The following is a 21,352-nucleotide window of genomic DNA, read 5'->3' on the forward strand; positions in this document are numbered from 1 at the left end:
GATTATACCCCTATACTTGCGAATAGCTACGACGACATAAATCATATGTGACTAGCATTGGTTTACCTGTGCGTGGATCTTCACTAATCTCTACATCAATGTTAAAAACTTTCTCTAAAATATCTTTAGTTAAGACATTTTCAGTTGAACCGTCAGCAACTATATCACCATTTTTCATAGTAATAAGGTGATCTGAAAAACGTACGGCTTGGTTAATATCATGCAATACCATTACAATCGTACAACCTTGTTCTTGATTTAACTGAGTAATAAGTTCTAAGATTTCTAATTGATGTGAAATGTCTAAGTAAGTCGTTGGCTCATCTAAGAAAATAATATCTGTTCTTTGTGCCAAAGCCATCGCTATCCATACACGTTGTCTTTGACCACCACTTAAGTCATTGATTGAGCGATCTTTAAAATCATAAGTGCCAGTAACATTTAAAGCCCAATCTATTTCCTTTTTATCTTCTGCAGAAAGACGTCCGAATCCTTTTTGATGAGGGAAGCGACCATATGATACAAGTTCCCCTACTGTTAATCCATCTGCAACTTCTGGCGATTGAGGTAAGATAGCAATCTTTTTGGCAATATCTTTTGTAGATTGAGAGTGAATGCTTTTACCATCTAATATAATATCTCCATTTGAAATAGATAATAGTCTTGATAATGCTTTAAGTAACGTTGATTTCCCACAACCATTTGGTCCGATTATAGACGTAATTTGACCATCTGGTATTGTAACATCTAGATTATCGACAATTACGTTATCGCCGTAACTGATGGTAACTTGATTTCCATTTAAACGTGTCATACATACCCTTCTTCCTAAATAATAAGCATAAAAACTTGGTAGCGACATATTAATAATCGTTATATATAAAAACTAAAATCATTATTTTAATAAGTCAGTAGTAAATGATAATCATTATCATGGTAAATATTATATCATCTTTTATATTCATTGACTATTACAGAACAGCAACAATTTCATTTACCTTTTTAAATCAAAACAAAAAAAGATTACGCCAATTGCTAATATCGGCGTAACCCTTTTTATATTATTTAATGTTCATCGATTAAAAAACCATTTCCATAAACATCACGTACATCATGTATTACGAGGAAGGCATTTTCATCTATTTTTCGAATTAAACGTTTTGCTCTAGTCACTTGTGTTTTAGAAATTACAACATATAAAACATCTTTTTCTTGTTTTGTGAAATAACCTCTACCGTTTAAAATCGTTAATCCTCTACCGACCTTCTCATCAATAACTTTAGCAACTTCATCGGGCTGGCTAGAAATAATTGTCATTGCTTTTTTCGTATTTAGACCTTCAATTACAAATTCCATTACTTTTGTGCCAATATATAATGAAATAACTGTCACTAAAGCACTGGATAATTTAATTTGTGTAAGTGATATTAATACGACAAGTAAATCAAAGAATAATAATGCATATGGTGTGCTAACATCTAAATATTTCGTTGCTATTTTAGCAAGAATCGTTGTACCTGCAGTTGTACCTCCTGCTAGCACAATGACACCAATACCTATACCAACACAAGTTCCACCAAAAATAGCATTCACTAATATATTGTCAGTTTCAACGCGCCAAGTATGTGTGAGTGATAAAAATACTGAAATTAATACAGTAGCTAAAATAGTAAGATACATACTACGCTTACTTAAAAACTTATATCCTAAACCTATTAAAATAGCATTCAGTACAAAGTTTGTAAGACCCGGTGATATATGGAAGCCATAGTAAAGGACGATAGCTAAACCTGTTACGCCACCTTCACCAAGATTTGCCGAAATAATAAATGTATTTACACCCGCTGCAAAAATAAATGATCCTATGACTACTAAAGCAATATCTCTTAAAGTTTTGTTCACATTTTCCAACCTCCCGAATTCATAGTCCAATCAATAAAATAGTAGCAAATTAAACTAAATACCTCAACAGCACTAATTAATACTATAAAACACTTATAATTTAAAAAATTCTGAATTTTCTATTTACTTATGTTTTATACCTTGCTATAATGTTATTTATCTTCTTATTGAAACCCAATAAGAAGCCATCTCCTTTGTGTTGTTTATAGTAACAAACAAAAACAAATTTTTGCTCGAAGTATGTTATAAGTACCTAGTCCTTGCTTTTAACATACATTTAATTCATTTCCCGTAAAAGCCAAGTAACCGTTACTTGGCTTTTATTATGTTGTATTTTATAACATTAAAAAAGCTCGCCATGTAACGATGTTACGGCGAGCTTTTGCTTATTAAATAAGAAAATTTATAATTTTTTATATCGCTTACCAAGCGAATAATCCTACAAATCCGGCAGTCATTAGTGATACTAAGATACCAGCTAGTAATAACATTGGTACATATTCAGAAACGAAATCTGATGTCTTTTTATCAACAATGCCTTTTAACGTACCTACAATCATACCAATCGTAGAGAAGTTAGCAAATGAAATTAAGAAGGTCGTAAGTACCGCACGTCTATGTGGTGAGTATGTACTTATAACATCTTTAATTTGGCCCATGACCACGAATTCATTAGTTACAATTTTCTTAGCCATTTGTTGTGCCACTATCCAAGCTTCATCCCAAGGTAATCCTAATAATAAAGCAAATGGATACATGAAGACACCTAAGATTTGGTCTAGTCCGAAGCTACCTTTTATTCCAACCCAAGTACCAATTACACCTGTTAACGCATTGATTAAGCGATCAATCAAGTCTGATAATGCTACAAAACTAATAACAAATGCGACAATGATTAAAATTAACTTACCAGCATTTAAAACAGAATCACCTAAGAAAGAGAAAAATGGTTGTTTTTCAATTTCATTATTTTTAATGCTGTAAATGACATCATTTTGTTCTTCAACACGTACTGGATTTAAGATTGCCGATACTATAATCGCATTAATAATATTTAACGGTATAGCCGTTAATACTAAATCCCCTGGCACCATAGCGACATATGCGCCTACAATTGCACCGGATACAGAACTCATCGACATCATCGCTACAGTAAGCACACGTGCTTCATTCATTCTTTTTAATTGTTCACTTGAAACTGCTAAAGCTTCAGTATTACCTAAGAACATCATTTCGATACCGAAGAATGATTCGAATTTAGGTTGTCTCGTAATTTTCGCTAACACCCAACCAATACCACCAATCACACGGGGTAGTATATTGAAATACATTAAAATATCAAATAGTGGCACAATTAATAAAATAGGGAATAACGCACTGACTGCCATATCCATATTTTTTTGACCAACCCAGCTTGCAAACGCAAAGCCTGTACCAGCATGTGCCGATTGTATTATCCATGCAATACCGTCAGCGAGTGCATGAACCGCTGCTTTCCCCCATGGGAAATAAATAAAGAACCATGCCAAGATGACATTCACGATAACTAAAATAATAATCGATTTCCATTGAATGTCTTTGCGATTTCTAGAAAAAAGAACTGCGATTGCTAAAAATACAAGCAATCCAATTATGTTAATAATTAAAAACATTTAACCCCACCATTTCATCTATCTTTTAGTTATTTAACTCCCAAAATTTACTAACTTACTTTGATAATAAAATTATGCAAAACATGTAACCCTGTGCACAAATCTCTTACTAGCACTATTCAGCCGACGCCATATGTATTCGCTTACAAAGGGTCCATTAAAAGCTTTTCTTCATTAAATAGTCATCTTTGATAGCAAGTTAATTATAGCATGGTACTACTCGTTATAAAATAAATTTTTTATGATTACTAATATCTTTGATAATGGATTACTTTAGTTTTAATTATTATTTAAATTTTGTGTTGTTACAAATTGCTGGTACTTTTCATGTGATTCAATTAATGATTCATGACTTCCTATACCAGTGACACGACCTTGATCTATAAAGACAATTTGGTCTGCTTTTCTAATTGTCGAAAGTCGATGTGCAATAACTACCGTTGTTCTATTAATCATTAGTTCTTCTAATGCTTCTTGAATTTTGCGTTCACTTTCACTATCCAAGTTTGCAGTTGCTTCATCTAATAATAAAATATCTGGATTTTTAACAAAGCTACGTGCAATATCTATTCTTTGACGTTGTCCACCTGATAGTTTCACGCCTCGTTCTCCTACCAATGTGTCATAACCTTGTTCTAAATTCATAATAAAGTCATCGCAGTTGGCTAATTTGGCATATTTTACTAATTCTTCATCAGAAACTTCGCGATTAATACCATACAAAATATTATCTTTTATCGTACCATTCATCATCGCATTAGATTGCATGACATAGCCAATTTTATTACGCCATTCGGCAAGTGGCATATCGTAAATAGAAGCATTTCCATATGTAACAGCACCTGCATCTATATCGTACATACGTTCAATAATATTAAAAATTGTACTCTTACCAGAACCTGATGGTCCTACGAAAGCAGTAACTTTTCCAGCAGGAATTTCAAAATTCACATCATTTAAAATTGGTTTAACATCATATTTAAAATCAACTTGATCAAAATGCAAAGTACTTCCTTGAATAATATTTGCATTGGCATCATTCATAACTTCTAAAGGCTCTTGCATAATTTCATGTATCCTTGCACTTGCACCCACTGCTTTTTTATAGTCTGTAACCAACGTAGACAAATTGACTAGTGGTGATGATAGTTGTACGACGTAAAATATCATGGCAATCAATGTACCCGCAGATATTGCGCCAGATGAAATACGTAATGCTCCGAAGCCTAAAATGATAGCGATCGTTAATAACATAATTAGGCCTGACAAAGGTTGAATGATGGCTGTGATTTTCGCTTGTTTCAAACCTAATCCATAAATTCGGTTCAAATTACGATGGGCGTTATCCAATTCGTCATCTTCAGTATTTGAAACTTTCACTAATCTCATTTCTGTTAGGACACGTCCTAATAAACCACTGAAATTCGCAATTTCTGCCTGTGTTTTTTTCGAGACATTTTGCATTACTTTACCTAAAGGAATCATAATAATGACAAATACTGGTATCGTTATAAATGTCAATAATGTCATCTTCCAATCCATGATGAATAACATAACAAAAGAACCAATAATAGTAATGGCAGACGGCAAGAGATTAGGTAATTTTTGTGAGATAAACTCATTAATCACTTTTGTATCATCTGTTAAACGACTCATTAACTGACCACTTTCATTTTGGTCAAAAAATGGCATTTTTAGATGTATAATATGTTGCCATAATAGCGAACGTATGGCATAAATTATTTTTTCACCAATTTTACTTAATAAATACAGACCGATACCGCTTAAAATGGCATTAAGTAAAAATACGCCTATAAAAAGTATGATAAAATTCCAATTCATGCTTTTAAAAGAAAAATTATCAACCAATTTCCCTGTAAATGCAGGAACAATCAAACCTGTAATACTTCCTAATGATGAAATAATAACAGCTACGATAATTAATAGCGTTGGCCAATTAATCTTCTTAAATAAATAGAACAATGGATTAGCTTGCATAGCGTTGTGTACCTCTTTTTCTATTAATAATTTTATGCTAGGACTTAAACAGTTAAATCCACTCAATACTATGATAACATTTTTTATTCGGAAAATATTAAATATTGTTATCAACATTTATGTATTAAACTTTGTTGCTTTCTATTACCTATATTCATTTATTAATTTTACCCAGTATGCTAAAATACTTCTATTATTAAAAAAGAGAATATGTTAAGAGGGTTTGTAATTTATGAGAAAGTTAATTCTAATAATGGTAATGCTATTCTTTATATCTACAATATCATCACCATTCGCTAACGCTGAAAGTGAAACTCCGACAAGTATTGCTAATCAATATGGCTACAATGTTTCTGATGCCTATCAACCTAAAGGGGCTGCAAACATTTCGCAAACAGGTCAAATATTATATCAATATAATATTGACCAAAAATGGTACACAGCATCTATGGCTAAACAAATGACAATGTATTTAACATTGTTAGAAATTAAAAAAGGTAATTTGTCGTTAAATGATAAAGTTAAAATCACTGACGATCATTATAGAATGTCGACTTTACCTGAATTGAGTAACACGAAGTTATATCCTGGTGAAACTTATACGATCAAAGAGCTATTACAAATTACTGTTTCTGCTTCTAGTAACGCAGCAGCATTAATATTAGCCGACAAAGTTTCTGGCAATACTTCAGATTTTACAGATTTAATGAATAAAAAAGCTAAAGAAATCGGTATGACTAATACTCACTTCGTAAATCCAACAGGTGCAGAAAATAAACAGCTTAAAGACTTTGTACCAAAACGTTACAAAGATGAAGATAGTACGATGTCTACAACAAGAGACTTTGAAATATTGTCTCAACGCGTAGTGCAAGATACACCATCTATTCTTGATTTCACTAAGAAAGTTGCTCCGACACAACACGGCGTTACATATTACACATACAACCATTCATTAGAAGGTGCCGATATGAGCTTAAAAGGTACTGATGGTTTGAAAACAGGTTCAAGTGATTTAGCCAATTACAACCATACAATAACGACAAAAAGAAATGGTTTCAGAATAACGCAAACTATCATGGGCGCAGGTAACTACAATAAATTTGGTGGCGAAAAACAACGTAACATGATGGGTAACGCTATGATTAATAAATCATTCGATCAATATAAATACGAAAAAATATTGAGCAAAGGCGAACATAAAATCAACGGCAAAAAGTACTTTGTAGAAAAAGATTTGTATGATGTATTACCTAAAAACGCAACTTCAAAAGATTACAAATTCGTAATTAAAGATAAAAAGGTTCATATAGATTATGACCGTGAATTTATCTCAGATAAATATGGACCACCTTCTGTTAAAGTGAAAAAACCTTTAGTACACCAAGCTACAACTATCGTTAAAACAACATGGGATGACCACCCTGTATTAACATTATTAGGCTTAGTACTCATTATTGCTGCATGTGCAATATTAATTTATTTATTAATCGACTTTATTAGACGAAGAAGCAATAAATAATAAGACATAATATTTTAAAAGCAATTTCTATTGAAATAATATAGAAATTGCTTTTTTATATAAAGATATTCAAAAAAGTATTAGACAGAAATATTCAATCATGTTATAACCTCTATACATAAGGCTCCTCGTTAATTTGGTTTTTGTCATGATTAATTAAATTATATGAGCGTGCTTTATTTTTTGTATAAAATTTTAACTTTGTAATGATTTTGCAAAGTGCTGACGCCTGAGGGAAGCGTATGAGTGAGAGACTACAGGCTCGAACCATACTATCCTAAATCAAGGCAAGCATGCACGAACAAAATCGTAGATTATAATAAAAAAATAGCACCTCATTTGTACTGAATAAATCAGTAGAATGAGGTGTTATTTGATTTAAGTTAGGAATTATGTCCCAAACTCTTTGCCTTAGAATTAACGTACAAACCTTACTTTATTTAGCTTCGTCGCCGTATAATTCTTTTTTAATTTGAGTAGTTGAAATACCTTCTGTACGTTTAAGATAAACGACTTCACATTTATCTTTTAGGAAGTCGAATTCGCCTTCCCAATCGTGTCCCATTACGAAGGTATCTACTTCGAAACGTTCAACGTCTTTTTCTTTTTGTCCCCAGCCTTCTTCAGCAATTACGAGATCTACATAACGTATCGCTTCAAGCATTACTTTTCTTTGTTCAAAATTATAGTATGATTTTTTATCTTTGATACGATTGAATTCATCTGAAGACAATGCAACGATAAGATAATCACCCATTTCACGGGCTCTTCTTAATAATTCTATATGCCCATAATGTAATAAATCATAAGTACCATAAGTAATTACTCTCTTCATTATAAATACTCCCTAAAGTTATTATATGTCTAGCCATATTAAAATAAATTATAGCATATACTTTTTATTAATACTAATAGATTAAAAGTATATAAATTTTATCTTTTTAATATTTTTTTTAGCTTCAACTTACCTCTAAACTTAGCTTTATGCGGTAATATTTCGACTTTAAAGCGATAGTAATTGGGACGACCGATACCTACATAATGTAACGTGTTTCGCCATTCTTCATATAATGCTTTAGTCCAACCTCTACATCCTTGTTCGACAACTTTTACAATTCTAAATAATGATTCACCTTCATAATCAGTGCTTTGCATCGCTTTAATATAAGTAGTCACACTATTAATTAAAGCTTCAGTAACTAGATTATTTGAAGTCACGTAAGCTTGTATCAAGTAGCTAACTATAAGTTCGTCCATGCGATAACTATAGTAGCGTCTTACGTGTTCTAATAATAATTCATCCATCACACGTTCTCGCACTTTTAAAGCATCTGCCATATACGCTAAAAAACGTTCTGTACGTTGTTCAGTAACAGATCCTTCAACCTCATTATAGGCGTAGACAATATTAGGCAATAATTGAATATCACTCGCTTTTTTATAAGCTTTAGCGATAAAGGTATGTTCTTCACAAAAAACTACATCCTCGTCGAAACGTAAATCAGCAAATTTGGCGTTGAACATTTTAGCTCCAGGTCCGATAGATTGTAATACTTCTGGACATTGCGCTAGGTTTACTTTTTCAAATTTATTAAGTCCTTTATGTGTTGGAATATGTTGCCATTCGCCATCTTTCCCTCTCCCAATTTGTCCTATCACAATATCGACCGCTTCATCTTTAATATAATAATCAGCCATATAATCGATGCGACTAGGTAAAAATTGATCATCAGCATCTAGAAACATAAACACGTCACTCGTCATTTGTGCTAGTCCGTTGTTACGGCTAACGGCCGCGCCTTTATTCTCTTGATTTATAATTTTTATATTTTTATATTCTTTTGCCAATTGTTCTAGCACTTCTTGTGTCTTATCAGTAGAGCCATCATTAACACAAATAATTTCATAATCGTGTTTTGTATCAATAGATGATACGGCCCTACGTATCGTTTGTTCTGCATTAAAAACTGGAATAATGAAGGCTATTTTCATTTGTTAGTCTCCTCTTCAATAAAATGAATAACGTCTTCCGTACTTTGTTGTGTATTAAATTTATGCCATTCCTTAAATAAAGGTTGGAATTGTGTGTCACCATTTTGGATAAGTTCAATTAATTCGTCCTCAGTAAATGCTTTATAAGTATTAGGTATATCTTTATAAAAGCGATTTAATCCTCTATCTTTATCATAATCATCTTCATCGTAGACATAAAAGATAGCTGGTTTATTTAATAAACTTGCTTCAATTGCTAAAGAACTGTAATCAGTAATAATGATATCTGCCATAATCATAAGCGATTGAATATCTAACGTTGTCTGAGAATTACTCGCTACTGCTGGATGTAATTTGTTTAACAATGTATAGTCATCAAGTTGTTGTTCAAATTTTTGTTTATTAATGTGTCGATTAGCCTTTTGTTTTTCTCTATAAGTTGGTAAATAGACTGCAACCTTACCTTCTATATTATATTCCGTTTTAAGTTGCTGTTGTTGAAGCCTTATATCCATTTCATTATAAGCGCTCAGTCTAGGTAAACCAGTCGGTAAAATTTGGTCATCACGTGCCTCAAATGATTCCTTGAAACATTGTGCCATTGGTTCTCCACCTACTAAATAGTAATCCGTCGCTTGATATACACGACGATATTGTTCAACTTGCGTAGCATTCGATAAATCTACTTGATGATCTGTTAACCCAAAATTTTTCAGTGCGCCTGTCGCATGCCAAGTTTGGATAATCGTTTGTTGGCGTTTCTTTTTATAGCCGCCTAACATTAAATAATATGTGTCTATAACAATAACTTTAGCACTACTTAGTGCACGCATATGTTTAAAAATTTGTTTGTTTCCTGCAGGTATGAATTGTACCTGCTTAAATGTTTTAACTGTTGTGCTGAGTTCAGGTTTAGCAATCACTGTTATATTATAATTTTTGTTCACTAAAGCTTTTATAATCGGCATCACATCTTCGGAAAACGTCATCATAATTACAATGTTATTTTTTTTAATTTTATTTTTAGCAAAGATAATATTTAATATGCCGACGATTAACATATATACCTTTTTTATTACTTGTCTCATTTGCTCCACCACCACTTATATATATCTTGCCCTTATTATATCTATCTTAGCTATAAATTTATAGAAAAAATCCTTTAGCCCAACATAATTCAGACTAAAGGATTACAATAGTTGTATTTATCTGTTCGTTACATAAAGTCAGCAAAATGATCTCTATATTTCACATGTAAAATTGAACCTACTATGAATAAGACGATTACGATAGCGATATTATATACTGCTAATTCCCAATGACTGATAAAATACCAGTCTTTATATAAAATTGCAGCTCTGTAACTTTCTGCTAAAAAGTAAACAGGATTAAGTTGCATCACGTCTGTTACGATACCTTTAGGCGGTACGATCAAGATTGATGACACAAAGAATACAATTCTCATAAATGCTTGCATCGCCATTTGCGTATCACGAATTAGTACACCTAAGGTTGATGTCACTAATGATATTGCTGCTGTTAAAATAAATGCGTATGGCACGTATAATAACAACTGCACTGTGTAAATTGAAGGATGATAGCCTGCAAAATAACAAATAACCATGACGATGGCTAATAATCCAATATGACCATAAAATCTACTAAACACTATATACGTAGGAATAATCGACAATGGAAAATTCATTTTCGCCACATGATTATACTTACTGGCAATAGCCTTTGTACCTTCTAAAACACCTTGGTTCACAAAGAACCACATACTAATACCTACGATTAACCAATAGATAAAAGGCACACCATCATGGGGTGCGTTGCTTCTCATACCCAATCCAAAAACAAACCAATAAACTGCTATTTGCAAACCTGGATTTAAAAGTTCCCATGCCATGCCTAAATAGTTACTATGGTTTGATAATCTTAATTGGAATTCTGCTAATCTTTTTATTAAATAGAAATTTTTAAAATGCTCTTTAAAAACTAACCATACTGCATTCATCTATATAAACCACGCTTTCAAACGATTTACTCTTTTTTATCATCAAAATTATTTAATATTATAAGTTATTCATTACATTGTTTGCACAATAATCGATTATACATTATTTTAGAAAAGGATGTAAACTTACTACATAATAAAACAAAGTTTAACTTAATTCATAACTTAATGTTATAATGATTTTCGAATATTCAAACCATACATTTAATTGTATTTTACAATATTTATTATCTTTAAAGTTGATTTAACCATACAAATTCAGTAAAATTTAACAATTGAAACTGATATTTGTATTCATCGTTCTCACCTACTTTACAATAGGTTTATAAATTTAACAACTCATTTAATATATAATATAATTCAAGGTAATTGGAAATAAGGAAGGTAAAATTATGACTGTATCGGTAAACATTGAACACGTATCGAAAGAATACCGTATTTATCGCAATAACAAAGAACGTATTAAAGATGTTTTAGTACCATTCCATAAAAATAAAACTTTTTACGCGTTAAACGATTTATCATTAACCGCTCATGAAGGTGATGTTATAGGCTTAGTAGGCATCAACGGCTCAGGCAAGTCTACACTGAGTAACATGATCGGTGGTTCACTCGCACCAAGTACAGGTAATATTTCTCGTAATGGCGAAGTGAGTGTTATTGCAATCAATGCTGGTTTAAATGGTCAACTTACTGGCATGGAGAATATCGAATTCAAAATGCTTTGTATGGGCTTCAATAAAAAACAAATAAAAGAATTTACACCACAAATTGTAGAATTTAGCGAACTTGGTGAATTCATTTATCAACCAGTTAAAAAATATTCAAGTGGTATGCGGGCTAAGTTAGGATTTTCAATTAACATTACGACAAACCCTGATATTTTAGTTATTGACGAAGCTTTATCCGTCGGTGACCAAACTTTTGCCCAAAAATGTTTAGACAAAATTTATGAATATAAAGAACAGAAAAAAACAATTTTCTTTGTCAGCCATAACATGAAACAAGTTAAAGACTTTTGTACTAAAATAGCATGGATTGAGGGCGGAAAATTAAAAGACTTTGGCGAATTAGAAGATGTCTTACCTCAATATGAAAAGTTTTTAAACGACTTTAAGAAACGCTCTGCTAAAGAACAAAAACAATTTAGAAGCGAGTTGGACAGCTCACGTTTCGTAGTAAAATAATTAAAAAAAGAGTCTAGGACATAATTCCTAACTCAAACTAAATAACACCTCATTCTACTGATTTATTCAGTAAAAATGAGGTGTTATTTTTTTAATCTGCGATTTTGTTCGTGCATGCTTGCCTAGGGTATGGTTCGAGCCTGTAGTCTCTCACTCATACGCTTCCCTCAGGCGTCAGCACTTTACAAAATCGTTACAAATTTAAAATTTTATACAAAAAATAAAGCACGCTCGTATAATTTAATTAATCATGACAAAAACCAAATTAACGAGGTACCTTATGTATAAAGATTATAATATGTCTCAAATAACGCTATCACTAAATATTGATTACAGAAAATGACATTGCACATTATATGAATCAAATTGTAGAGTCTATACCTAATGAAGAATTCTACAGATACTAGAACTTTAATCCCATTTTTAAATAACATCACAAATAACTATTTTGATTTACCTGAGTACATTGTTGCGGATGCTAATTATGGTAGTGAAGAAAACTATAAAAATGTATTAGATTCGTTTAATCGAACACCACTCATAACATATAGTATGTATTTAAAAGAACAAGCGAAGTAATATAAAGAAAATGCATTTAACACTCTAAATTGGACTTACGATGAAATAAGATATGTCGTTACGGGGGAAATTTAAAGTAAAACGCGAACTTGGAATTGCTTTTTTACATATAATCGTCGAATGTATCTCTATAACGCATATGTAATATAGACCCTACGATAAATATTATAAGCACGAGCGCAAAATTATAAACCGCTAAATGCCAATGCGTAATAAAATACCATTCCCGATGTAATATAGCTGCCCTATAGGACTCTGCTAGAAAGTATATAGGGTTCAATTTCATCACTGTAGCTACAATGGCTGAGTTAGCCGGATATAAAATGGAAGAAACGAAAAAGATAATACGCATAAATGCCTGCATAGCCATTTGTAAATCTCTAATTAATAAACTCAACGTTGACGTCAATAACGCAATTGACATCGTCAACAGTAATGCATAAGGAATATATATTAATAACTGTAAAGTATAAATAGTTGGATGATAGCCACCTGTTAAACAAATAATCATTACCACAACTAATAATAAAATGTGCGCATAAAATTTACTGAATACAGTATAGCTCGGTAAAATAGACAATGGAAAATTCATTTTTGAAACTTGTCGATATTTAGTAGTTATAGCCTTTGTACCGTCTAAAACTCCTTGGTTCACAAAAAACCACATACTTATACCAACTAATAACCAAAATATAAAAGGTACACCTTCCACAGAACTATTTTGTCTAACACCTAACCCAAAAACAAACCAGTAAATTAAAATTTGAAATGCTGGGTTAATTAATTCCCAACCTAACCCTAAATAGTTGCTATGGTTTGATATTCTTAATTGGAAATCAGCCAATCTTTTGATTAAATATATATTTTTAATATGTTCTTTTAACACGATATATACCGATTTCACGCTAAGATACCTACTTTCTTTATTCTCTAGTTGTATTATTTAGCTCTCATTTGTTTCCATACTTTAAATAAAAATATTGGAATACTTTTAGTTCTGCCAAGTCGTTTCCAATCAATGACGACCCGATAAACCCATTCTAAATTTAATTTTCGTATTAGTTTTGGCGCTCTTTTTTTGACGCCGCCAAATACTTCAAGAGAACCGCCTACCCCCATTAGGACAGTTTGTTTAAATTGCTCTCCATACTTTTTAATCCATTGCTCTTGTTTAGGATAGCCCATCGCCACAAAGACATAATCTGGATTAAAGTCTTTTATCATCTCTAAAACATTATTATCATCTAGATCAATGTAACCATGATGATGCGCAAATGTAATATTAGGATATTTAGCAGCTAGATTGTTACGTGCTTGCGATACGACTTCCTCTTTTGAACCTAATAAAAACACACGTTGTTTATTTGTATGTGCCAGTTTCAAACATTCTTCCATCAATTCTATACCAGGCACGCGCTCACTTAATGGTGTCTTTAACAGTCTTGCAGCTTTAACTACGCCTGTACCGTCTGCAATAACATAATCTGCACTATTAATTAAATCACGATAATTTTTATTATTTGATGCATAATCAACAATTTCAGGATTCGCAGTGACGATAAATAAACTTTGATGCTGTTGCTGTTCAAAATAATTTTTTACATTTAGTCTCATATCTACTAGCGTGACATTGTCAAAATAAACAGATAAGACATTAACTTTTCGATTATGTTTGTTTTCCACCATTTTAGTTGGCTCCAATCTAATATCTAATTAAATAATTTATAGTAATTTTAACACATTATAATTTAACATAATATTAAGAGTTACATGTACATATTTCATAGGTCAAAAGTCTAAATGTAATTACTCATCATTTACTATATAATGATAATCAACAATTAATTTTTCAAACACTTATAACGAGGTTCCACTATGGAGAAAATAAATGCATTTTTAAGCTCGACAATACATTTACACATAATATGGGTCATTCTTATTGGTGTCCTATATGTTATTATTCACCAATATAGACATAAACCACTCAACCGCATATTAGATATATATTTTAATTATATCCCGGTGTTAACACATGAATTCGGCCATATTATATTTAACAAATTAAGTGGCGGTAAAGCACGAGACTTTGTCATCGTTGCTTCTCCTAAAGAACGTATGCATACATCACAGCAAGGTTATGCAATAACTCAATCAAAAGGCCGTTTAGGTCAAATCATTACGACTTTCGGTGGCTATGTCATGCCACCTGCTATGTTGTATTTAGGTTTTTTAGCAATTCAATGGCAATATCCAAGCCTATTTATAACGTTATATCTAATTATATTTTGTTATTTTGTCGTACTAACATCACGCAAACTATTGCCTATTATTATTGTTATCGTTTTAGGCACATTATTATATTTTTTAGTGACTAGTGACAATCAACTTATAATGATGAATCTTATTGCCATTTGTTACCATTTTATCTTAGGTGTGTTACTCGGAGAAGTCTTACAATCTTCTTGGACAATCTTCAAATTAACATTTAGTAAACAAGTAACTGAATGGGATGGCTCGGCATTAAAAGAGCTTACAAATATTCCAACATTCTTTTTTAGTCTATTATGGATTATTATAAACCTATCCACTATATATAAATTAGCAAATATTTTTATTTAATAACTACATTTTCTATTGCAAAAAGCATTCAAACAGTACTTAAACACTGTTTGAATGCTTTTTTATAAGAAGTTGTATTTTGATTTACGTGCTAACAGCTATATTGTTAATTTTTTCAGTAATGGGCCATATTATTTTTCAGCGTAAATATGTTCTGCATTGTCATAACTTAAAATGGTAATATTGCCATCTTTTTGAACCATAACTACTTTATTAGTTTCATCTTTATTAATAATTTCAACCTCATCACCAATTGAGATTTCTTTACTTGAAAGGTAAATCAATAATTCAGTTCTATCTCTTACTCTTTTAATATTTACGATGTCCCCAGCTTCAAAAGATAACAAGTTATCAGTATAGATTTCCTTATACTGATTGTCTCTTGGTATAACCCCACCATGAGGACAAGTCGTTGGGTAGTTCAACAATTTATCTAATCGTTCAACGAATAAATGTGAGACGCGATGTTCTAACACCTCAGCCTCTTGATGCACTTCTTCCCAATTGTATTCTAATATTTGTATTAAAAATAATTCAATTAAACGGTGTCGTTTAATAATATCTAACGTATATGACAAACCTTCTTCAGATAACATAACACCTTTATAAGGTTTGGTTTCAACATAGTTTGATTTCTCTAATCTATTTATCATTTCACTAACTGAAGGTGGCTTTATATTAAGATATTGAGATAATTTTTTATTTGAAACGAATGTTACGTCACCTTCATGTGTCAATATCGCCTTCAAATAGTCCTCTTTTTCCTCTGTCAGCATATTTTCACTCCTCATAATCAGTGTCTATATTGTATCACGAAATTTCTTGACATGCTAAAAGTTCGTAGTATATTATAAATTTAATTAGGTTAGCCTAAATTTTTTATTAAAGAAGGTGAAATATGTTAGAAATAAATAACTTAAATCTACATATTGGCAATAAGCATGTTCTAGAGGATATCAATTTGTCTATCCCTGTTACCGGCGAAATAATAGGTATAATGGGACCTAATGGTGCAGGTAAGAGTTCGTTGCTAAAATCTCTTATTGGCGAATTTAAAGCTAGCGGAGAGAAACTATTATTACATAAACCGCTTACCTCATCTTTCAAATACATAACTTACATACCCCAAAAAGCCAATATTGACTTGGACTTTCCTATCAGTGTAGCGGATGTCGTCATATCTGGCGCTTATAAAAATATAGGCTGGTTTAAAACGGTAGATAAAAAGAGTAAAGAACGATTAAATCAATTGTTAGACGTGCTAGAGTTGCAAGATTTAAAATCGCGTCAAATTTCGCAGTTAAGTGGTGGCCAATTGCAACGTGTTTTGGTTGCTCGTGCTTTAATGAATGATAGTGAACTTTATTTATTAGACGAACCTTTCGTCGGCATAGATTTTCATAGTGAGCAACTCATCATAAAGCTTATAAACCAATTAAAGGCTAACAATAAACTTATTTTGATTGTTCATCATGATCTCTCAAAAGCCAGTGAGTATTTCGATCGCATTATTTTACTTAATCGCAATATTCGCTTTTTTGGTCCAAGTCACATCGCGATGCAGCCAGATAATTTAAATAATGCATTTTTAAATCATCAAAATACAGTTACTTCAAAGAATATTTAGGCTGAGGTGGTTACATGATAGAGTTTTTCCAACATTTATTTAGTTATCAATTTTTAAATCGTGCATTGATTATTGCAATCGTAGTCGGCATTGTTTGTGGCACTGTAGGTAGCTTAATTGTATTAAGAGGTTTGGCACTCATGAGTGATGCCATGAGTCATGCCGTTTTGCCTGGCGTGGCATTGTCTTTTGTTTTTGGTATCCCTCTGTATATTGGTGCTTTAGTGACTGGTATGATTGCCAGTGTCCTTATCGGCTTTATTACTACGGGTAGTAAAACTAAACCAGATGCAGCGATAGGAATTAGTTTCACTGCATTTCTATCATTAGGTATTATCATTATTAGCCTTATACATAGTACTACCGATTTATACCATATTCTATTTGGTAATATTTTAGCTATTACATCGTCTTCATTTTGGACGACCATTGTAGTTAGCGTTGTTGTTGTGTCACTCATCATTATTTTCTTTAGGCCTCTAATGATTTCAACATTTGATGATACGTTCAGTAAGATGAGTGGGCTTAACACGACGTTAATTCATTATTTTGTAATGCTGATGCTTTCAATGGTAACGATAGCAAGTATACAAACTGTAGGCATTATTTTAGTTGTAGCGTTATTAATTACGCCCGCAAGTGCTGCATATTTAATCGCAAAAAGTTTACCTTCAATGATGATAATTGCTAGCACTATCGGGGTCATTAGTTCAATAACAGGTATGTATTTCAGTTATATATATAATATACCGAGTGGCGCTACAATCGTACTTTGTGCCTTTATTCTCTATATCTCTATATTTAGTTTTGTAAAAATACGTAATAAGAAAGGACTTGCAACATGAAAAAATTACTTCCTATATTACTACTGTGTATCTTATTTATAGCCGCTTGCGGCAATGACAAAAAAACTTCAACAACAAAGGGCGATGACAAATTAAAAGTAGTTACAACAAACTCTATTATTTATGATATGGCCAAAAATGTAGCAGGAGATAATATCGAATTACATAGTATCGTACCTATCGGTCAAGACCCGCATGAATACGAAGTTAAACCTAAAGATATCAAAGCACTCACAGATGCTGACGTAGTTTTATATAACGGTTTAAATTTAGAATCCGGTAACGGTTGGTTCGAAAAGGCTTTAAAACAAGCGAATAAATCTTTAAAAGATGACGATGTAGTTGCCGTATCCAAAAAAGTAGATCCTATTTATCTTGAGGGTGCTAAAGGCGACAAAGATAAATTAGATCCACATGCTTGGTTGAGTTTGGACAGTGGCATTAAATATACAGAAACTATAAAAGAAACACTATTAGCCAAATCGAAAAAACATAAAGATGCTATTGAAAAAATGGGTGACGAATACTTAACACAACTTAAAGATTTAAACGATGAAAGTCATGACAAATTTAAAGATATTCCTAAAAAAGAACGTACAATCGTTACAAGTGAAGGTGCATTTAAATACTTTGCTAGACAATATGATATTAACCCTGGATATATTTGGGAAATCAACACCGAAAAGCAAGGTACACCTGAGCAAATGAAATCAGCAATTAAATTTGTAAAAGACAATAATGTTAAACATTTACTAGTTGAAACAAGTGTTGATCGTAAAATCATGGAAGGATTAAGCGAAGAAACAAAAAAAGATATTTATGGTGAAATCTTTACCGATTCAATTGGTAAACCAGGTAGTAAAGGTGATTCTTACTACAAAATGATGAAATATAATATCGAAACAATTCACGGTAGTATGCAATAAAGAATAATTTAAGGCTATTCTACCTAACAAGGTGAATAGTCCCATACCGTACTTAACACCTAATACTGCAATCATTAGTACGGTATGGTGGTATTCAAAGCCTTAAATAAACTCCTTAAGCCATCAATAGGTTGAAATCCTCCCCCTGTTGATGGCTTTTCTTTTAAAAAAAGTTAGCAACTTAACCTCAGTTCCAAGCTTTAAATGAGGTTAAACGCTAACTTCTAATTTTATCTATTAAGTTAAACTATCAACGAGTACCATTTCGTCATAGTTAATTGATTCTCTGATTTTTAATGCTGTTGCTTCACTAATATCTTCGTCATCTACTAATTGATTTAATAACTTTCTTTGCTCTTTCAGTGCTGTTAACTTCACTTTCGTAATAGATGTTTCATTCTTCTGATCGAAGAAATTTTTTGGTGCTAAGTTTTCAATTCTTAGTAAATAACCGTCACAAATCATGCCTACTTCTAATTTGTTCTCTTCTGTTGTTTCCTTACTCAATCTACTTACTACACGATAATGCACAGTTCTCATTACATTTGAAATTTCGACAAGGTTATCGACAATAGATAATGAAGAAGCTGCGTTAGTTTTCATACGTGTTTTAATGCGACGTTTTAAAATAAAAGCACGAAATTCAACTTTTAAACGTTGAATAAGTGAAGCTTGTTTATAGATTTGTGTACGTTCAGCATAACGCATGTAGTTATCTAACACACTCGTTGTAATATCGCCATTTTCTACTAAACTATTAAGCGTACTATTCTCCGCATCAAAGGCGATTTTTTGTAGTCTTTGTAATTCTTTCGCATCTTCATCTTCATTTTCTACAGATTTTAAGAATGCAAGTTTGTCGTGATAATCTTTTATAACACTGCCGTATCTGAAGCTCGATTCAATCGTCGACATTTGATTCAAACTATCTATAACTTTTTCTAAAATATAGATGCGCGCTTGCTTATAATTCATGCCTTTTTGTTTTGGTTTAGCTGCTGCTGGCGTAACGAGCAGTACAATAAATTGCGCAACTATTAAACTGATAATAACCATGCCTGAGGCAATGAATAATAAATCATCTCTGAACGAAAATGAATGGTGGTTAGCTAACATGTATGGCAAAGTCAGTGCGATGGCCAATGAGATGGTTCCATGCACACCACAAATTGACATGATAAATGCGTAAGTCCCTCTTTTAGGAGGTACTTCTGAGGTCATCGAGTCCTCTTCATTATGGGTAATCATTTTTTGGAAGGGACTGATTGGTAAGTAAAAATAAGGATATAGTACAAGTACCCATAAAAATCTAAATAAGTAAATTGCTAGTGCAACTAAAAATGTTACGACGATTAAAAAAGCTAGATTATGGGGTTCATTTTTAATAATACGACCGACAACTTCCGGAATTAAATAACCTAAAATAGAGAAAACAAAACCATTTAACACATAGCCTAATATATTCCATGTGTGGTTATAACTCATTTGTAACCTTGTACGTGCTTGTGCTATACGATCACGTTCAAACCCATGTACTAGTCCTGCTACTACGGCAGCTATAATACCAGAAGCATGGAACATTTCTGCAACTAAATAAGTTATAAACGGCGTAATCAACTGAATAAATGTAAACATGTTGACATTTTCTATGCCTCTTCGTGTTAACGTAACTCTCATTCTTACGAAAGCTACCCCGATAATCAGACCAACAATAAATCCACCGATGGACGAAATTAAAAATTGTTCGACTGCACTAACAACAGAAAATGTACCAGTTATTAAAGCCGCTACAGCTATTTTAAAAGATATGATACCCGCGGCATCATTAAGTAATGATTCACCCTCTAAAATAGTCATAGATCCTTTTGGTAATATTTTGCCTTTTGTTATTGCTTGTACAGCTACGGCATCAGTTGGACATAAAATTGCAGCTAGAGCAAAAGCTGCTGCCATAGGTAATTCTGGCCAAATCCAATGGACAAACAATCCAACAACGATAACCGTCGTGACAACTAAACCTAGTGCCATCATTAAGACGGGTTTAATATAACGTCTTAGATGTACTCGAGATACTTGTACACCTTCAACAAATAGCAATGGTGCGATTAATGCTACCATAAATAATTCACTATCGAATTGAAACTGTACGGGAACAGGAGTTACATAAAGCAACATACCTAGAATTATTTGAATAAAGGCTAATGGCACTTTAGGCAATAATGTATGTACAAATGAACTTAATATAACTACTGCTATAAAAATTAATAGTGTTTCAAATATCTCCATAGTTTCACCTCTCTTCGATTCAATATGCGCATCATAATTGCTGAGGTTGAAACAAACATTTCGTGAATACAATACTTAAAAGACTACTATTGATTCACATCATGATTTCATATTTCAAAGTTTTCTCCCAAATACTTTAAAGAAAATTTTTCTAATTTCACACAATTACAAATATACACTATTTTATCACTTTTTTTGTC

General features: G+C 32.1%; 18 protein-coding genes and 1 pseudogene. 7 read left to right on the forward strand and 12 right to left on the reverse strand.

Annotated features, from left to right (window positions below):
- Positions 1–10: 10 nt before the first annotated feature.
- The 4 genes from C7J89_RS12220 to C7J89_RS12235 all read right to left on the reverse strand — a co-directional run bounded on the left by C7J89_RS12220 (position 11) and on the right by C7J89_RS12235 (position 5,552).
- The gene (locus tag C7J89_RS12220) at positions 11–814 is read right to left on the reverse strand and encodes an ABC transporter ATP-binding protein (protein WP_061855330.1); all 804 of its coding nucleotides are present in this window, start codon (positions 812–814) and stop codon (positions 11–13) included.
- A 251-nt stretch (positions 815–1,065) separates the two neighbouring features.
- On the reverse strand, positions 1,066–1,902 hold the full coding sequence (locus C7J89_RS12225; RefSeq protein ID WP_061855331.1) for a YitT family protein: 837 nt from the start codon (positions 1,900–1,902) through the stop codon (positions 1,066–1,068).
- 422 nt (positions 1,903–2,324) lie between these two features.
- Entirely contained in the window at positions 2,325–3,554 is a 1,230-nt protein-coding gene (locus tag C7J89_RS12230) for a NupC/NupG family nucleoside CNT transporter (protein WP_061855332.1), read from the reverse strand.
- Between the two features lie 279 nt (positions 3,555–3,833).
- Complete coding sequence (locus tag C7J89_RS12235) at positions 3,834–5,552, reverse strand: ABC transporter ATP-binding protein (RefSeq protein WP_103295026.1); 1,719 nt, start codon at positions 5,550–5,552, stop codon at positions 3,834–3,836.
- Between the two features lie 232 nt (positions 5,553–5,784).
- Between C7J89_RS12235 and pbp4 the strand changes: the two genes are divergently transcribed.
- A complete protein-coding gene (gene pbp4, locus C7J89_RS12240; RefSeq protein ID WP_103295027.1) occupies positions 5,785–7,074 on the forward strand; it encodes a penicillin-binding protein PBP4 in 1,290 nt (429 codons plus the stop codon).
- A gap of 436 nt (positions 7,075–7,510) precedes the next feature.
- Here pbp4 and tagD read toward each other — a convergent pair whose 3' ends face one another.
- From tagD to C7J89_RS12260, 4 genes are all read right to left on the reverse strand, one after another.
- Entirely contained in the window at positions 7,511–7,909 is a 399-nt protein-coding gene (gene tagD / locus C7J89_RS12245; RefSeq protein WP_061855335.1) for a glycerol-3-phosphate cytidylyltransferase, read from the reverse strand.
- Between the two features lie 98 nt (positions 7,910–8,007).
- Entirely contained in the window at positions 8,008–9,066 is a 1,059-nt protein-coding gene (locus tag C7J89_RS12250; protein ID WP_103295028.1) for a glycosyltransferase family 2 protein, read from the reverse strand.
- Positions 9,063–10,154 carry a teichoic acid glycerol-phosphate primase TarB gene (tarB, locus tag C7J89_RS12255; protein ID WP_103295029.1) on the reverse strand — a complete coding sequence of 364 codons (1,092 nt, stop codon included), beginning with the start codon at positions 10,152–10,154 and terminating at the stop codon, positions 9,063–9,065. The genes C7J89_RS12250 and tarB overlap by 4 nt, the downstream gene beginning before the upstream one ends.
- 128 nt (positions 10,155–10,282) lie before the next feature.
- The gene (locus tag C7J89_RS12260) at positions 10,283–11,083 is read right to left on the reverse strand and encodes an ABC transporter permease (RefSeq protein WP_048792484.1); all 801 of its coding nucleotides are present in this window, start codon (positions 11,081–11,083) and stop codon (positions 10,283–10,285) included.
- 392 nt (positions 11,084–11,475) lie between these two features.
- Here C7J89_RS12260 and tagH point away from each other — a divergent pair, with 392 nt between their 5' ends.
- Both tagH and C7J89_RS12270 read left to right on the forward strand, forming a co-directional pair.
- Positions 11,476–12,270, forward strand: a complete 795-nt coding sequence (tagH, locus tag C7J89_RS12265; RefSeq protein ID WP_103295030.1) for a teichoic acids export ABC transporter ATP-binding subunit TagH — start codon at positions 11,476–11,478, stop codon at positions 12,268–12,270.
- A gap of 387 nt (positions 12,271–12,657) precedes the next feature.
- Positions 12,658–12,846: pseudogene (locus C7J89_RS12270) on the forward strand (IS5/IS1182 family transposase); the annotation flags it as partial.
- Between the two features lie 106 nt (positions 12,847–12,952).
- On the opposite strand, the gene C7J89_RS12275 reads toward C7J89_RS12270, so the two are convergent.
- Positions 12,953–13,753 (reverse strand): ABC transporter permease, encoded by an 801-nt coding sequence (locus C7J89_RS12275; protein ID WP_103295032.1) that lies wholly within the window; start codon positions 13,751–13,753, stop codon positions 12,953–12,955.
- 35 nt (positions 13,754–13,788) lie between these two features.
- A complete protein-coding gene (gene tarA, locus C7J89_RS12280) occupies positions 13,789–14,535 on the reverse strand; it encodes an N-acetylglucosaminyldiphosphoundecaprenol N-acetyl-beta-D-mannosaminyltransferase TarA (RefSeq protein ID WP_103295033.1) in 747 nt (248 codons plus the stop codon).
- 189 nt (positions 14,536–14,724) lie between these two features.
- Here tarA and C7J89_RS12285 point away from each other — a divergent pair, with 189 nt between their 5' ends.
- Positions 14,725–15,468, forward strand: coding sequence for a M50 family metallopeptidase (locus tag C7J89_RS12285; protein ID WP_103295034.1), 744 nt, complete (start codon positions 14,725–14,727; stop codon positions 15,466–15,468).
- A 131-nt stretch (positions 15,469–15,599) separates the two neighbouring features.
- On the opposite strand, the gene C7J89_RS12290 is transcribed toward C7J89_RS12285, so the two are convergent.
- Positions 15,600–16,244, reverse strand: coding sequence for a metal-dependent transcriptional regulator (locus C7J89_RS12290; RefSeq protein WP_103295035.1), 645 nt, complete (start codon positions 16,242–16,244; stop codon positions 15,600–15,602).
- A 122-nt stretch (positions 16,245–16,366) separates the two neighbouring features.
- On the opposite strand from C7J89_RS12290, the gene C7J89_RS12295 reads away from it, so the two are divergent.
- Genes C7J89_RS12295 through mntC form a run of 3 tightly spaced genes read left to right on the forward strand, consistent with a single transcriptional unit; the run spans position 16,367 to position 18,866 of the window.
- Positions 16,367–17,095 carry a metal ABC transporter ATP-binding protein gene (locus C7J89_RS12295; RefSeq protein WP_103295036.1) on the forward strand — a complete coding sequence of 243 codons (729 nt, stop codon included), beginning with the start codon at positions 16,367–16,369 and terminating at the stop codon, positions 17,093–17,095.
- A 14-nt stretch (positions 17,096–17,109) separates the two neighbouring features.
- Positions 17,110–17,940: a metal ABC transporter permease gene (locus C7J89_RS12300; RefSeq protein WP_103295037.1), complete on the forward strand. Its 831-nt coding sequence runs from the start codon at positions 17,110–17,112 to the stop codon at positions 17,938–17,940.
- The gene (mntC, locus tag C7J89_RS12305; protein WP_103295038.1) at positions 17,937–18,866 is read left to right on the forward strand and encodes a manganese ABC transporter substrate-binding lipoprotein MntC; all 930 of its coding nucleotides are present in this window, start codon (positions 17,937–17,939) and stop codon (positions 18,864–18,866) included. Before C7J89_RS12300 ends, mntC begins: the two co-directional genes overlap by 4 nt.
- A gap of 237 nt (positions 18,867–19,103) precedes the next feature.
- Here mntC and C7J89_RS12310 read toward each other — a convergent pair whose 3' ends face one another.
- On the reverse strand, positions 19,104–21,152 hold the full coding sequence (locus tag C7J89_RS12310) for a cation:proton antiporter (protein WP_103295039.1): 2,049 nt from the start codon (positions 21,150–21,152) through the stop codon (positions 19,104–19,106).
- Positions 21,153–21,352: the final 200 nt, after the last annotated feature.

The organism is Staphylococcus kloosii (assembly GCF_003019255.1).
GTDB lineage: Bacteria > Bacillota > Bacilli > Staphylococcales > Staphylococcaceae > Staphylococcus > Staphylococcus kloosii.